Below are 14,494 nucleotides of genomic sequence, written 5' to 3'. Positions count from 1 at the left end.
CGCGCGACACGGACACCGGGGCCGAGCACCGAGACCAGACACCGACCCCTCGCGACCGCGGGCACCGAGTGAGACGTACACCACCCTTGACGGTCCCAACCGTTCCGTGTTGCACTCCCGCTGACAAGCAATCAGCACCAGGGGAAGCCGGTCGAATTCCGGCGCTGACCCGCAACCGTGGACCTGGACTCGTTCCGGGTGAGCCGGAATGCCTGGGCTGGCACAGAGCACGAGGAACGCCGTCGCGGACTACGGCGTGGTCGTCACCGCCCCGCCATGGCCTCGCCACGGTGCCGGGCGCATCGCCACGCACCCAGCCGCCCCGGCAGAGACGAGGGGCGCGGTGGGGACCGAACAGCAGCCGAGACGGTGGCAGGGGGCGAGAGGGCGCCTGCTGTCCGTGCTGGTCGCCGCCGTTCTGACGCTCGGCGCGGGCCTGACCCACCTCACGGCGGCGGTACCGGCGAGCGCCGACCCGATCGGGAAGTGCTCCCGTACGAAGGGCGCCATCGTCGCCGTCGACTTCGGCCCCTGGGGCGGCCCCGTGGTCCGCGGCTGCGACCTCACCCCCACCACCGGCTACGAGCTCCTGCACACCGGCGGCTTCACCACCGCGGGCACGGAGCACGACGGCCCCGCGTTCGTCTGCCGCATAGGCAACGGCTCGTTCGACGGCGGCAGGCAGTACCCGACCCCGGCGAAGGAGAACTGCGTCCTCACCCCGCAGGCCACCGCCTACTGGTCCTACTGGATCGCCTCGCCCGGGCAGCGGAAGTGGACGTACAGCCCGCTGGGCGCCATGGCGCGCACGCTCAAGCCGGGCGACGTGGACGCGTGGGTCTTCGGCGGCACGGACATCGGCGGAGGCGCCAAGGGCAGGCCGACGTTCACCCCGGACGACGTCCGCGCCGACGGAGGCGATCCGCCGGACCCCAAGGATCCCCCGGCGCCGCAGGTGCCCTCGGGCTCCGTCGACCTGCCGGCCGCGACCCGCTGGCTCACCGAGCGGCTGACGAACGGTCAGCGTATCGTCAACGACGTTGACGGCACGCCGAATTACCTCGCCACCACCGAGGTCGCGTACGCGTTGGCCGCGCGCGACGACGCCGATCCGGCCGCACGGCGGATCGCCGGCTACCTCGGCAGGCCCGAGCACACCGACGCGTACGCCTACCCCGCCGGCAAGGACGAGGCCCCGGACGCGACGGCCGCCGCCCGCCTCGCGCTCGTCGCCGAGGCCACCGGCGGGGACCCGCGCGCCTTCGGCGGGCACGACCTGCTGGGCGACCTGATGGCGAACGTCTGCCTCAGCGGCTCGGACGCCCCGCAGCCCGTCCCCGGCTGCGCCACCAAGGGCGACTTCCGCGCCACCGGCCAGACCGAGGGCCAGGCGCTGGCCGTCATCGCCCTGCTGAACGGCGGCGTCACCCCGCCGGCCGACGCGGTGGCGCGACTGGCCCAACTCCAGTGCGACGACGGCGGTTTCCCCAGCTTCCTGATCCTGGACGGCCAGGTCTGCGAGAGCGAGGCCCCCAGCACCGCGCTCGTCGCCCTCGCCCTCCAGCGGGCCGGCGGCCACACCCCGGTCGTCACCAAGGCGCGCTCCTCCCTCAAGAAGGCGCAGTTCGCGACGGGCGCCTGGCCCGCCGCCTCCTACAGCGTTCCCGGCAGCGCGTACGCGACGGGCTGGGTGGCACAGACGCTGCGCGCCCTCGGCGACCGGGCGCACGCGGACGCGGCCGTCTCCTGGCTGTCCCGCCAGCAACTCCCGGGCGGTGGCTTCGCCTTCGAGGAGGGCACCACGGACCCGCTCCTCTACGCGACCACCGCCGCCGTCATCGCGGGCGCGAAGAGCGACCTGGTGACTCTGACGACGAAGGAGCCGGCGCCGCCGACGACGCCCCCGACCACACCGCCCACCACGGGGCCGCCCACGACCGGGCCCACCGCTCCCCCGGCCGGTGACGGACCGGACCTCACGAAGGGCTCGGCCTACCTCGCGGACCACAAGCGCCTGATCCAGGGCCGCTACTACGAGGGCAGCCCCCGCTTCGCCGACTACGGCCTGACCATCGACGGCTCGTACGCGCTCGCCGCCACCGGCCGGGACGACGCGACCCTGCGCGACATCGTCGACTTCCTCGACAAGGGCGGCAAGGACGCCTCGGGGCGCGGCGTCCACGACTGGACGAAGATCGGCACGAAGTACGCGGGCGGCGGCTTCATCGGCAAGACCGCGGTGCTCGCCGAGGCCGTGGGCCGCGACCCGCGCGCCTTCGGCGGCAAGGACCTGATCGCCGCGCTCGCCGAGGGCACCTGCGCGGCGGCGACCCCGGACGAGCCCCGCAAGTGCGCGGGCAAGGGCAACTACACGTACGCCACTTCGGTGTTCTCGCAGTCCCTCGGCGTCATCGCCCAGCTCAGGGCGGGCGAGACGGCCGCGGCGGCCGAGCCGGTCTCGTACCTCACGAGCCTGCGCGACCCGGCGACCGGCGCCTGGCCCAGTCTCATCGGCGAGCGGAGCGGCGTCGAGGTCGACTCGACCGCGATGGCCGCCATGGCCCTGGACCTGCTGCCCGACGCCGACGCGCAGGCGGCCGTGGACCGGGCCCTCGGCTGGCTCGCCGGCCAACAGCTCCCCGACGGCGGTTTCCCCGGCGCCTCCGGCAACTCGGTGAACTCGGCGGCGCTCGCCGTCCAGGGCCTGTCGCTGGACGCCGGGAAGTACGCGGCCCAGATCGCCAAGGCCCGGAAGTTCCTCGCCTCCCAGCAGAACAAGGACGGCGGCTTCAACGTCAGCAAGGGCGGCCAGGCGGGCTCGGACCTCCGCGCCTCCGCCCAGGCGGTCGGCGGAGCCACCGGCGTCTCCTTCGGCGTGCTGACGCGCGACCTCAGCCGCACCACCCCCAAGCCCGTCCCCACCATCACCGGTCAGCCCGCGCCATCCGCGACGGCGCCCACGATCATCACCCCGGGCGACACGGGCGGCACGGGCGGCAGCGGCGGTACGGGGAACGGCGGGGGGCTCGCGGCCACCGGGTCCCAGGTCGCCGGCCTCGCGGTCGCCTCCGTGCTCCTGGTGCTCGCCGGGTGGGCCACGACCCGCGTCTCCCGGCGGCGCCGCCGGACCGGCGGTGACCACGCATGACGACTCCCCGCGCCCCGCGCGCCACGACCAGAGCGGCGAGCCGAACGGCGGCCCGATCCACGACCCGAGCAACGAGCCGAACGGCAGCCCGAGCCACGACCCGAGCCGCGACCCGCACGGCGACCGCGCTGGCGCTGACGGTGGCGGCCCTCGCCGCCACCACGGCCCCGGCCGGAGCCGCCCCGCAGCCCATCGGACGGTGCACCACCACGTCCGGCGTCGTCCTCGCCGTCGACTTCAGCCACTGGGGCGGGCCGATCTACCGCTCCTGCGGCACGACCCCCACCACCGGCTACGAGCTCCTGAACCAGGGCGGCTGGCGCACCACCGGCACCGGCCACGACGGCCCCGCGTTCATCTGCCGCATCGGCTACAGCGGCCACCAGGGCGGCAAGCAGTACCCGACTCCCCAGCAGGACGACTGCGTGCTGACCCCGCCCGCCTCCGCGTACTGGTCGTACTGGCACGCCGACCCGGGCCGGAACACGTGGACGTACAGCCAGCTCGGCGCCATGCTCTACGAGCCCAAGCCCGGCAGCGTAGACCTGTGGATCTTCGGCGGGACGAACATCGAGGGAACGCAGGGCCGTCCCACCGTGACCCCCGACCAACTCCGCGCCAAAAACACCCGGCCCACCGGGGGCGGCGCGCCCGCGCCCAAGGACACCCGGACGGCGACCCCGCTCCCGCCGGACGCCGACACCGGGCCGGCCCCGGAGCGTCCGTCCCCCACGGGACCCACGCCTCCCACCTCTCCGGCCCCTTCCACGGCGAGCGCGACGCCGAGCCCCACGGAGACCCCCACGGAGCGCCCCACCCCCACGACCACCCCCACGACCAGCGCCTCGGCTGCCGCCACCACACCGGCCCCCAAGGTGGTCGACGCGGCACCGGCGGCGGATGCCGCCGTCGACAAGGGTTCCTGGGTGCCCGCCGTCGTGACCGGGGCCCTGGGCCTGCTGATCGGCGCCGCCGCCGTGTTCGCGGCCAAGCGCCGCCGCCGTACGGAGTAGCGCCGCGTGCCCCGTAACCCGACGGCAGCCGTCGAGCCGTCCGTGTCCGCCCCCGCGCCGGACACGGGCGGGCGGCGCCTGCCCCGCACCCTCCACCCCGTCGCCTGGTGGATCTGGGCCCTCGCGCTCGCGACCGCCGTCAGCCGCACCAACAACCCGCTGCTGCTGTTCCTGGTCCTCGCCGTCCTCGGCTACGTCATCACCATGCGCCGCACCGAGGCCCCCTGGGCGCGCGGTTTCACGTACTACCTCTACCTGGCGCTGACCGTCGTCGCGATCCGGGTGGTGTTCCGCGCCGTCTTCGCCACCGGCATCACCCCCCGCGACCACTTCCTCTTCTCGCTCCCCCACCTCCCCACCCCGGACTGGTACGCCGGGATCAGGATCGGCGGACCGGTCTCCCTGGAGGCCCTGCTGTCCGCCGCCACCGACGGCCTCCGGCTGGCCTGCATGCTGTGCTGCATCGGCGCCGCGAACACCCTCGCCAACCCGAAGCGCGCGCTGCGCGTCCTGCCCGGTGCGCTGTACGAGCTCGGGGTCGCCGTCACCGTCTCCCTCAGCGTGGCGCCGCAGCTGGTCCAGAGCGTCCAGCGGGTCCACCGGGCCCGCAGGCTGCGCGCCGGGCGGTCCCGGGGGCTGCGCGCCCTGCGCGGGATCGTCGTACCGGTCCTCGAAGACGCCCTGGAGCGCTCGCTGCGCCTGGCGGCGGCCATGGACTCGCGCGGCTACGGGCGGGCGGGCACGGCCACGCGCCGCTCGCGCCGGGTCACCGGGGCGCTGATGCTGCTCGGCATGTGCGGCCTGTGCGCGGGCGCGTACGGGCTGCTCGACGCCACGGCCCCGGTTCTCCTCGGCTTCCCGGCGCTCGCGGCGGGCGGCCTGCTGTGCGCGGCGGGGCTCCGCCTCGGCGGGCGCCGGGTGACCCGTACGTCCTACCGGCCGGACCCCTGGCGGGCCGCCGAGTGGGCCGTCGCCGGGTGCGGGGTGCTGTCCGCCGTGCTCCTCTTCAGCAACGCGGGCTTCGACGCCGCCCAGCTCAACCCGTCGATCTATCCGCTCAGCTGGCCCACGCTCCCGCCGGTGCCGGCCGCCGCGATCCTGCTCGCGGGGGCCGCCGGATTCCTGGCCCCGCCGCCCGGCACACCGGCCCGTCCGGCTCAACCGGCCCAACCGGCCCCGACCCGTCCGGCGGCTCCGGTGTCTCCGGTATCTCCGGCCTCACTGGCCTCTCCGGCCTCACCGGCCGTCCCCGCACAGCGCACCGAGGAACCCACGTGATCACTTTCGACCAGGTCACCGTCCACTACGACGACGCGGCCGGGCCCGTCCTGCGGGACGTGGACCTGACGGTGGAGGAGGGCGAACTCTGCCTCGTCGTCGGCCACACCGGCGTCGGCAAGTCGACCCTCCTCGGCGCCGTCAACGGGCTCGTGCCGCACTTCACCGGCGGCACCCTCTTCGGCCGGGTCACCGTCGACGGCCGGGACACCGCCGACCACCCGCCGCGCGAACTCGCCGACGTGGTGGGAGTCGTCGGCCAGGACCCGCTCGACGGCTTCGTCACCGACACCGTGGAGGAGGAACTCGCCTACGCGATGGAGCAGTTGGCGGTGCCGCCCGCCACCATGCGCAAGCGCGTCGAGGAGACCCTGGACCTGCTGGGGCTCGCCGACCTCCGTCACCGGGCGCTCCACGAGCTGTCCGGCGGCCAGCAGCAGCGCGTCGCCATCGGCTCCGTCCTCACCGCGCACCCCCGCGTCCTCGTCCTGGACGAGCCGACCTCGGCCCTGGACCCCACGGCCGCAGAGGAGGTGCTGGCCGCCGTCACCCGGCTCGTCCACGACCTCGGCGTCACCGTCCTGCTCGCCGAGCACCGCCTGGAGCGGGTCGTGCAGTACGCCGACCGGGTCCTCCACCTCCCCGGCGACGGACGGGTGGTGTCCGGCGCGCCCGCCGACGTCTTCCGTACGGCGTCCATCGCGCCGCCCATCGTCGAGCTGGGCCGCGCCGCCGCCTGGTCCCCGCTGCCGCTGTCCGTGCGGGACGCCCGGCGGGCGGCGGCCCCGCTGCGCACCCGCCTGGCCGGCCGCGTACCCCCGCCGGTCCGGCCGGCGCCCGCCGCGGAGCGGCCCCGCCTCCTGACCGCGCGCGGGATCACCGTGGCGTACCGGGGCGTCCCCGCGGTCCGCGAGGTGGACCTGGAGCTGCGCGGCGGGGAGGTCACGGCGCTCATGGGCCGCAACGGCTCCGGCAAGTCCTCGCTGCTCTGGGCGCTCCAGGGCTCCGGCCCGCGCACGGCGGGTTCGGTCCGCGTCGGGGAGCCCGGCGACCCGAAGGCCCCGGATCCCCGGAAGGTCTCGGCGACCGAGGCCCGGCGGCTCGTCGGCCTGGTCCCGCAGACGCCGACCGACCTCCTCTACCTGGAGAGCGTCAAGCAGGAGCTGGACCAGGCCGACGCCGAGTCCGGGGTGGTGGCGGACGGCGTCCCGGCCCGCGCGCTCCTCGACCGGCTTGCTCCCGGCATCCCCGACACCACGCACCCCCGCGACCTGTCCGAGGGGCAGAAGCTGGCCCTCGTCCTGGCGATCCAGCTCGCCGCCGCGCCCCGGGTCGTGCTGCTCGACGAGCCGACGCGCGGGCTCGACTACCGGGCCAAGGCCGCGCTGACCGGCATCGTGGACGGCCTCGCGGCGGAGGGGCGCACGGTCGTCGTCTCCACCCACGACGTGGAGTTCGTCGCCCGCGCCGCCGACCGGGTGGTGGTCATGGCCGAGGGGGACGTGGTCGCGGACGGCCCGACCGCCGAGGTCATCGTCGCCTCCCCGGTCTTCGCCCCGCAGACGGCGAAGATCCTGGCGCCGCTCCCGTACCTCACCGTCGGCCAGCTGGCCTCGGTGCTGAAACCCGCCGAGACGGACGGAACGGCATGACCACCTCGCCCGCCGCCATCCGCATCCGTCCCCGGGCGGCGCTCGTCATCGCCATGGCGGCGTTCCTCGGCGTCGTCGCGTTCTTCTGGCCGTTCCTCGTCGCGCCGGGGAAGTTCGGCTCGAACTACGCCCCGCCGCTGATCTTCGGCGTCCTGCTCGTGATCGTGCTGTGCGTGGTGATCTCGGAGATCGCCGAGGGCGGCATCGGCTCGAAGGCGCTGGCCATGCTGGGCGTGCTCTCGGCGGTGAACGCCGCGATCCGCCCGCTCGGGGCGGGCACCGCGGGCATCGAGACGGTCTTCTTCATCCTCGTCCTCGCGGGCCGGGTGTACGGGCCGGGCTTCGGCTTCACGCTGGGCTGCACGTCCCTGTTCGCGTCGGCGCTGATCACGGGCGGCGTCGGCCCCTGGATGCCGTACCAGATGTTCGGCTGCGCCTTCGTGGGGATGCTCGCCGGGTTCCTGCCGAAGGCCGCGGGCCGGCGGGAGGTCGCGCTGCTGGCGGTCTACGGCTCCCTCTCCGGCTATCTCTTCGGCTTCCTCCTCAACCTGTCGTTCTGGCCGTTCTCCCTGGACCCGAACAGCTCGATCGCGTACCTCCCGGGGCTGCCGTTCACCGAGCAGTTCCAGCGGTACCTCGCCTTCGACCTGGCGACCTCCCTCGGCTGGGACACCGGCCGCGCGGTCACCAACCTCGTCGCCATCACCCTGGCCGGCCCCGCCGTCCTCACCGTCTTCCGCCGCGCCGCCCGCAAGGCCCGCTTCCAGGCCCCGGTCCGCTTCGCGGGCCGGGGGCACGAGGGCCCGGACGCCACGGCCGGATGAACCGGGCAACACCCACCGCACCCCCTTCCGAGAGGAACACCATGCGCACCACCCTGCTCCGCCGCACCGCCGTCACCACGGCCGCCCTCGGCCTCGCCCTGACCACCGCTCCGGCGGTCGCTCAGGCCGAAACGGCCACGGCGTTCACGAACGCCCCGGTGAGAGTCACCGTCACCGTGCAGGGCCCCGACGGGCTGCTCTTCCAGAAGAAGATCCTCACGTGGGGCCACGACGTCACGACCGCCACCGGCGGCACCCACAAGTGCGACGGCACCAACGGCAGCGCGCACACAACGAAGGTCCCGACCCCGACGGCCGCCCTGGACCACGCGGCGAAGCGCAACGGCTTCACCTGGGACGGCACCTGGTACGCGTCCTTCGACGACTACTCCGTCGACACCGTCAAGGGCGTCAGCGGCGGCGGCTCCGCCTACTGGAACATCTCGGTCAACGGCGTCCCGACCCCGGTCGGCGGCTGCCAGTTCGAGATAGAGAACGGCGACCAGGTGGCCTTCACCTGGACGTCGTTCTGACGATCGCGGCCGCGTGGCGGCCCGGACCTCCGGGGTCCGGGCCGCCACGTCCCCGTACGGCCTGCGGTGACGATGGAGAACGCACCTCGCGCGACCGCTGATAGGTTCCCGAAGTGAACGAGGAACTGCCCGGCGGCGGCATCGAGCCGTTACGAGACGAGATCGACACGCTGGACGCCGTGGACGCCCTGAACGCCCTCGACGCCAGGTGGTCGTCCTCCTGGACGCCGCCCGAGGTCGCCCGGCGACTGTCCGGGATCCGCACACCCTGGTACGTGGCCGGGGGCTGGGCACTGGACCTGTTCCTGAGACGGCGGACGCGCGTGCACGGCGACATCGAGATCGCCGTCCCGGAAGCGGACTTCCCCCAGGTCCGTCAGCGCTTCCCCGCGTACGTCTTCGACGCGGCGGGCGGCGGCCGCATCTGGGAGGACGCCTCACCCGAGGCACTGGCCGCCGTGCACCAGACGTGGCTACGCGACCCGGCGACCGGAAACTACCTCCTCGACGTCTTCCGGGAACCCCACGACGGCGACACCTGGATCTGCCGACGCGACACGACCATCCGGCTCCCCTACGGCGACATCGTCCACCGCACCCAGGACGGCATCCCGTACCTGGCACCCGAACTCGTCCTCCTCTTCAAGGCGAAGCACGCCCGCCACAAGGACCGGAACGACTTCACCACGACACTCCCCCACATGAGCCGAGCGCAGCGCGAGACCCTTGCCGGGCTGCTCACGCGCGTACACCCGGGGCACGCTTGGCTCGCGGATCTGTAGCCGGCGAATGCGTTGCGCGGCCGGCACTTCACCTTCCCGTAAGGGGAGACGTGTAGACGGGGACCGGAAGGTCCTGAGGCGCGCTCGACGCGCACCGGCGGCGCTGGTCTTCGGTGGGTGGGGCGGTCGTCATGCCGAGTACGGGGACGGGGGTGCCGTCCGAGTACGTGTTGTCGTGGGTCGCGAACGCGGCGGTGTCTCCTCGGCTCTGGGAGATGTCCGGGCGGTCCGGGGCGCCGGCGAGGGGGTCGATGAACCGGTTGTCGAAGAGCGCGATGGCGTCCTCGGGGCCGGTGCCGGAGAAGTTCCGCCAGTACATGATGCCGCTGTGGGTCGGGCTGGGGGTCTCATCGCGGATGTCGTACGTGTTCCGGCAGACCGTGACGTCCTTGAACTCCTTGGGCGCGTTGGTCACGTCGTAGGTGTAGAGGAGCAGCGCGGTACTGGAGAGGTAGTTGCCGGTGATGGTGGCGTCGTGGCCGTTGCGGACCTTGAGGCCGCCCCGGTCGTCCTGCGGCCAGCCGCGCAGCCAGTTGCCCTCGATCCGCAGGCCGTTGAACCCCCAGGCGTAGAGGGCGTGGTCGCGTTTGGTCTCGCTGCGCGGATCCCGGTTGACGATGTTCCCGCTCACGGTCAGCTGCTCGTCGAGCTTGAGGGACATGCCGCGTTGTACGTGGCCGAGGGCGTCGGGCAGCCGGGTGAGCGCGCGCAGTTCCAGGAGGCGCGCGCGGGGCTGCTGGCTCCAGGACCGGCCGCCGCTCCAGTTCTCCAGCCAGTCGAGTCGGTTCAGGTCCGCCCCGATCAGGTTGTTGGAGACGGTGGTCTGCCGGGTGCGGTAGGTGGAGACCGGCACGCCGCCGTCGACCGGGCGGTCGGACAGGAAGACCGAGTTGGTGACGATCGCCCCGCGGACGTTCTGCAGGCCGATGGCCACCTGCCCGTCCGTGCTGGTCTGTTCGGTCCCCGCCGAGGGCGCCTCGTCCGGGGCGATGCGGTGGACGAAGACGCTGCGCGCGATGCGAAGCCCTTGCTTGTAGGGGCCGTTGAGGTTGATGCGCAGGCCGTCGAAGGTGAGGTTGTCGACCGTGGGCGAACGGTCCCACCGATTGCCGTACGCCAGGTCGGCGAGCTGCCGGTTGGCCGGACTGAACAGGACCGCGGGCGAATCCGGGTCCCCGGCCAGCGAGGCGGGCCTGGACCAGTCGAGATCGCCGTCCACGCGGTACACGCCCGCGGGCAGGTACACCACGCGGCTTTCACGGTACCCCGTGTCGATGGCGCGCTGAAGGGCCTCGGTGTCGTCGTGCACACCGTCCCCGACCGCCCCCGCCTCGGCCCGGACATCGAGCTGCGCCGACCGCTCCTGGGCCGCCGCCGGGGCCGCCTCGTACCAGAGCAGGGAGCCGGCGGCGAGCGTCAGGGCCAGCAGGACGTGGGGGCTTCTCCTGAGCCTGGCAGCCGAAGTGGTGTTCATGGGTGATGTGCCTGTCTGGTCGGGAATGTCACCACCGACTGTGAGGCGTCGCCAGGCGCTGAGGTAGGGGCCTTGTACCCGGAACGGGAATTGTCGGGGCGGATCCGTCGGCCTTGGGGCAACGGGGCGCGCGGCTTCGCGCCGATACGAGCCGGCAGGGCGCAGTTCCATGAACGACGGCTTGCTGTGGCAGGGCTTGGTGGGGCGTGGGGCATACGTGTGTCCCCGGCCTTCGATAGGCCGGGGACACGTGGAGGGGGCTGCGAAGTCAGGGGCAGGTGACGTTGATGGTGACTTCGTGGGTGGCGGCGACGCTGCTGCCCCAGTTGCCGAGGACGTCCTTCATCTGGACGCCGTAGTAGGACCAGAGCTTCCAGGGGCCGGTCTGGCAGGGGTACGTGCCGCCGTTGGTGGCGGCCTTGTCACTGCCGGAGGCGCCCGGGAAGACGGCGTCGGTGGTCTTGGTCCCGTCGGGGAACGTGATCTCGTAGTAGCTGGGCTCCCAGATGCGGCAGCCGTTGGGCGGTGCCGCCCAGCCGATGATCTTCCACCAGCCGCACTCGGTCCACAGGGTCGGATAGACACCGCCCGTCCCGCTGTCGTAGAGACAGAGCCAGCTCTTCATCCGCCGGTCCTGGTTGCTGTCCCTGTAGTCGACCCATTCCCCGCCGCAGTGCGGCTCCTCCACCGTCCGCGCGACGGATACTGCCTGCCCCGCTGCGGGCGTGGCCGTGGCGGGCGCGGACGTGACTGTGAGGGCGGCGACGGCAGCGAGGGCGACGGACAGAGCCGTACGGCGAAGGGCGGCAGCCCGTAAACGAGAAGCGATCATGGAGACATCGTGGCGTCCCACGCGCCCGGAAATCCCGGCGAAACGATCATCCATCACCCGAAAGAAGACACCCTGGAGGCGTTCTCAGTCACGCGACAACGGCGGGTCCGCCGGCTTGGCTCGCTGGGGATAGACGGTCTCGTGCCGGGCCAGCATCGCCACGCACTCGGCGATCTTCCGGGCGCGTGTCTCGGCCCGCTTGACGGCATTGATCCGGTTGATGACGGCGAAGCGGTTGGTCTTGGTCAGCACCTCGAACATCGCCTGCGCCGCCGGGTCGGCGGCGATCGCGGCCAGCAGGTCGGCGGGCGCCTCCGCCTCCGATGACGGCGCGTAGGCCGCCGTCCAGCGCCCGTCGGCCTTCGCGGCGTCGACCGCGGCGCGACCGGCGGCCTGCATCAGGCCCGCCGCTTCCAGCCGCGCGACGTTGGCGACGTTTCGCTGGGACCAGACGCTCCGGGACCGACGCGGAGTGAGCCGCCGCCAGGAACTCTCTTCGTCGCGCTTGCGTGCCTGCCCGTCGATCCACCCGAAGCACAATGCCTCGTCGACCGCCTGCTGCCAGGTCAACGTGGTGACGGAGCCGCCCTTCCTCGTCAGGGCGAGCCACACGCCGGGCGAGTCCGCATGGTTCTCCAGCAGCCACGCGCGCAACGCCGCACTGTCAGGAACGATCAACTCATCCAACTCGGCTCCGGTCATCAGCTCAGCCTAGTTCGTATCCGATGGGTCATAGCTCGCTGGCAGGTCGAAGAGGTGCTGCAGCGATGATGTGCAGGTGTTCTACGAAGATCTCAGCGAGTACGGCTATCAGGACGAGGACGCGTTCACGGACCGGGAGTCAGGCTTCTTCGCGCTCTGGTACCGCCCGGCGTACACCCGCCTGAACATCGGGTGGCTGAAAGCCGGCAGGCCGTACTCGACCGGGACGGTCCCCGCCGAATTCGTGCGCAAACTGAAGGCCGTCCAGGAGGCCCAGCGGATGAACGTCTGCCTTGGGGTGCACGAGTGCGACCTGTGTCCTGCGGGAGCGGCTCCGGAAGGGAACGGGGAGGTCCGGATCCCGGGCGTACCCGGCGTCGCCTATGCCGCTCCGTTCCTCATCACGCACTACATCACCACACACGGCTACCGACCGCCGCAGGTCTTCATCGACGCCGTCCTCGCCGTCGATGTCGACGCGTGGGCCGCCACGCGATGGCCCGACATCCCCTTCCCCTGGGTCCCGGATGACGCCGAACTCCTGCTGGAGTAGGGCCTATCGGTGTCAGATGCGCGCGATAGCTTCCCGGCATGGGTGTCTATTTGGTGAGCGCCAGCGCGGAGGATTGGTTCGATGACGAGGAAGGCGGATGGGGTGCCATTGCTTCGACACTCGATGCCGAGCTCATACGGCGGGGCCTGCCGCCCTACAAGGATGTCCCTGCGGAGACAGCGTTCGCACCTGGCTCAGGGCAGGCATTCGAGGAAAAGCTGACCCCCGGCATGGCCGGATTCCTCGCGTTATGCCAGACGCACCTGTCAGGAGCGGAAGCGGAGATCCTCTGTGGCTGGACCGTGCTCGTGCCCTTCTCGCTCGATGAGGAGATCTGGTTGCCCGTCGAATCCGGCCACCACGAGTCCATGGTGGTCGGCGCTCCTCAGGTACTGCCGATCGCCGAGAAGCTCGCGGCAGCCATCGATCTACCGGCCGAAACCCCGGCGACATGCGACGACCTCGACCTGAGCACGTGGTTCAGGCACCAAGCGAAGGATCTGGCCGCTACTCGAACAGGGCTGTGGACCAAGGATCTGGACATGGCCTTCTATGTCGCACTGTTCCTACGCGCGGCACAGCACTCAATCCGGTGCGGCTGCCCCATGATCTGCTCCTGAGGCCCCTTTCGGTCCCACTGGCATCCCCGAACGAAGATCACACACCGCTCACGCCTCGCTGAGATCGTGGCAGCGCGGCTGATGCGGGTCCGGGCACCGCTAGTGCTGGATCAGGCCGCCCACCGGGACCGGGGCGACATGGCCGGTGGCCGGGAGGGTCTGGGCCAGGGCGAGGCCGATGTCGACCAGTGAGGAACGGCGCAGGTGGGCGATGTCGGGGATCCTGGTCCAGGCCGACTCGGCGACCTCGTCGTTCGGCGCAGGTCCGAGTCGGGCGCCGGTGACGCTGACGGCGTAGAAGACGCCGACGTTCTGGTGGTCGACACCTGCGCGGGCTTCGGCCGCGGGGATGACCCGCGAGTCCAGGCCGAGTAGACGATCCACCACCGCGACGCGGCCCGTCTCCTCCGCGACCTCACGGATCACCGCGTCGAACGGGTCCTCGCCGTGCTCCACCCGGCCGCCCGGAAGAGTCCAGGTGCTCGCCCCCGACTGCGACACGTGGCGGGCGAGGAGCACCTGCCCGTCATCGATACACACGGCGTACGCCGCCAACCGGAAACTCAATCCCGTACCCCTCGCTCCGACCTGCCCGGCTTCCGCAGCCTATCCGCAACACGCGGGGGCAGGGACGGAACGATCGGCTGCCGCCGGTTCGTGAGTGGATGCCCTCGCGGACACCAGCTCAAGGGATTTCCGGCACTGTTGAATTGAACGGAAGGGCATATTTCTGGAGATCGAACGAGCAATTCGCCTTGCCCATTTGAACACCTTTCACGAGTTCAGGCCAGACCCATTCAGCGGCGCACGAAGAACAAGCCATTCCCCGGATTACGGCAGGCCGTCGGCCCGTCGGGTCGGATAGCTTCCGGCACCAGTGGAGCTTGATCACACGAGGGTGGTTATCCAGATGAACAAGAAGGTCCTGGGTGTTCTCGGCGCGGCCGTGCTGTCGTTCGGCGTCGTCTCGCCGGCCAGTGCGGCGGGTCCGGGGTACGACCTGATCACGATGGGCGTGGGGAGCAAGACCCTCGGAATCGCCTATGTGGACAACGGCTATTCCGGGTCGCGTATCGAGTTCCG

General features: G+C 72.0%; 13 protein-coding genes and 1 riboswitch. Of the genes, 9 read left to right on the top strand and 4 right to left on the bottom strand.

Going from position 1 to position 14,494, the window contains the following annotated elements; genetic code table 11:
• The first annotated feature begins 141 nt into the window (after window positions 1–141).
• Window positions 142–213, top strand: a riboswitch (cobalamin riboswitch).
• A gap of 130 nt (window positions 214–343) precedes the next feature.
• The 7 genes from AB0C99_RS34555 to AB0C99_RS34525 all read left to right on the top strand — a co-directional run bounded on the left by AB0C99_RS34555 (window position 344) and on the right by AB0C99_RS34525 (window position 9,230).
• Window positions 344–3,148, top strand: coding sequence for a prenyltransferase/squalene oxidase repeat-containing protein (locus tag AB0C99_RS34555; RefSeq protein WP_362483630.1), 2,805 nt, complete (start codon window positions 344–346; stop codon window positions 3,146–3,148).
• A 140-nt stretch (window positions 3,149–3,288) separates the two neighbouring features.
• Complete coding sequence (locus AB0C99_RS34550) at window positions 3,289–4,161, top strand: hypothetical protein (protein WP_362483628.1); 873 nt, start codon at window positions 3,289–3,291, stop codon at window positions 4,159–4,161.
• 6 nt (window positions 4,162–4,167) lie between these two features.
• Window positions 4,168–5,439 carry a CbiQ family ECF transporter T component gene (locus tag AB0C99_RS34545; protein ID WP_362483626.1) on the top strand — a complete coding sequence of 424 codons (1,272 nt, stop codon included), beginning with the start codon at window positions 4,168–4,170 and terminating at the stop codon, window positions 5,437–5,439.
• A complete protein-coding gene (locus AB0C99_RS34540; RefSeq protein WP_362483625.1) occupies window positions 5,436–7,091 on the top strand; it encodes an ATP-binding cassette domain-containing protein in 1,656 nt (551 codons plus the stop codon). The genes AB0C99_RS34545 and AB0C99_RS34540 overlap by 4 nt, the downstream gene beginning before the upstream one ends.
• Complete coding sequence (locus AB0C99_RS34535; RefSeq protein WP_362483623.1) at window positions 7,088–7,915, top strand: ECF transporter S component; 828 nt, start codon at window positions 7,088–7,090, stop codon at window positions 7,913–7,915. The genes AB0C99_RS34540 and AB0C99_RS34535 overlap by 4 nt, the downstream gene beginning before the upstream one ends.
• Window positions 7,916–7,956: 41 nt before the next feature.
• A complete protein-coding gene (locus AB0C99_RS34530; RefSeq protein WP_362483621.1) occupies window positions 7,957–8,448 on the top strand; it encodes a DUF4430 domain-containing protein in 492 nt (163 codons plus the stop codon).
• Window positions 8,449–8,588: 140 nt separating this feature from the next.
• The gene (locus AB0C99_RS34525) at window positions 8,589–9,230 is read left to right on the top strand and encodes a hypothetical protein (protein ID WP_362483666.1); all 642 of its coding nucleotides are present in this window, start codon (window positions 8,589–8,591) and stop codon (window positions 9,228–9,230) included.
• Between the two features lie 28 nt (window positions 9,231–9,258).
• Here the strand turns inward: AB0C99_RS34525 and AB0C99_RS34520 are convergent, their stop codons facing one another.
• The 3 genes from AB0C99_RS34520 to AB0C99_RS34510 form a co-directional block, all read right to left on the bottom strand.
• Entirely contained in the window at window positions 9,259–10,704 is a 1,446-nt protein-coding gene (locus tag AB0C99_RS34520; RefSeq protein ID WP_362483620.1) for a glycosyl hydrolase family 28-related protein, read from the bottom strand.
• Between the two features lie 268 nt (window positions 10,705–10,972).
• Window positions 10,973–11,329, bottom strand: coding sequence for a hypothetical protein (locus tag AB0C99_RS34515; RefSeq protein ID WP_362483618.1), 357 nt, complete (start codon window positions 11,327–11,329; stop codon window positions 10,973–10,975).
• 291 nt (window positions 11,330–11,620) lie between these two features.
• Window positions 11,621–12,241, bottom strand: coding sequence for a YdeI/OmpD-associated family protein (locus AB0C99_RS34510; protein ID WP_362483664.1), 621 nt, complete (start codon window positions 12,239–12,241; stop codon window positions 11,621–11,623).
• A 73-nt stretch (window positions 12,242–12,314) separates the two neighbouring features.
• Between AB0C99_RS34510 and AB0C99_RS34505 the strand changes: the two genes are divergently transcribed.
• Window positions 12,315–12,791: a hypothetical protein gene (locus tag AB0C99_RS34505; protein ID WP_362483616.1), complete on the top strand. Its 477-nt coding sequence runs from the start codon at window positions 12,315–12,317 to the stop codon at window positions 12,789–12,791.
• Window positions 12,792–12,829: 38 nt separating this feature from the next.
• Window positions 12,830–13,411, top strand: coding sequence for a hypothetical protein (locus tag AB0C99_RS34500; protein WP_362483614.1), 582 nt, complete (start codon window positions 12,830–12,832; stop codon window positions 13,409–13,411).
• 99 nt (window positions 13,412–13,510) lie between these two features.
• Here the strand turns inward: AB0C99_RS34500 and AB0C99_RS34495 are convergent, their stop codons facing one another.
• On the bottom strand, window positions 13,511–13,978 hold the full coding sequence (locus AB0C99_RS34495; RefSeq protein WP_362483612.1) for an NUDIX domain-containing protein: 468 nt from the start codon (window positions 13,976–13,978) through the stop codon (window positions 13,511–13,513).
• Window positions 13,979–14,494 lie beyond the last annotated feature (516 nt).

This window comes from Streptomyces sp. NPDC048659 (genome assembly GCF_040650575.1).
Lineage (GTDB): Bacteria > Actinomycetota > Actinomycetes > Streptomycetales > Streptomycetaceae > Streptomyces.
The sequence above is the reverse complement of the archived record's forward strand: the minus strand, read 5'-3'. Positions and strand labels throughout refer to the sequence as shown.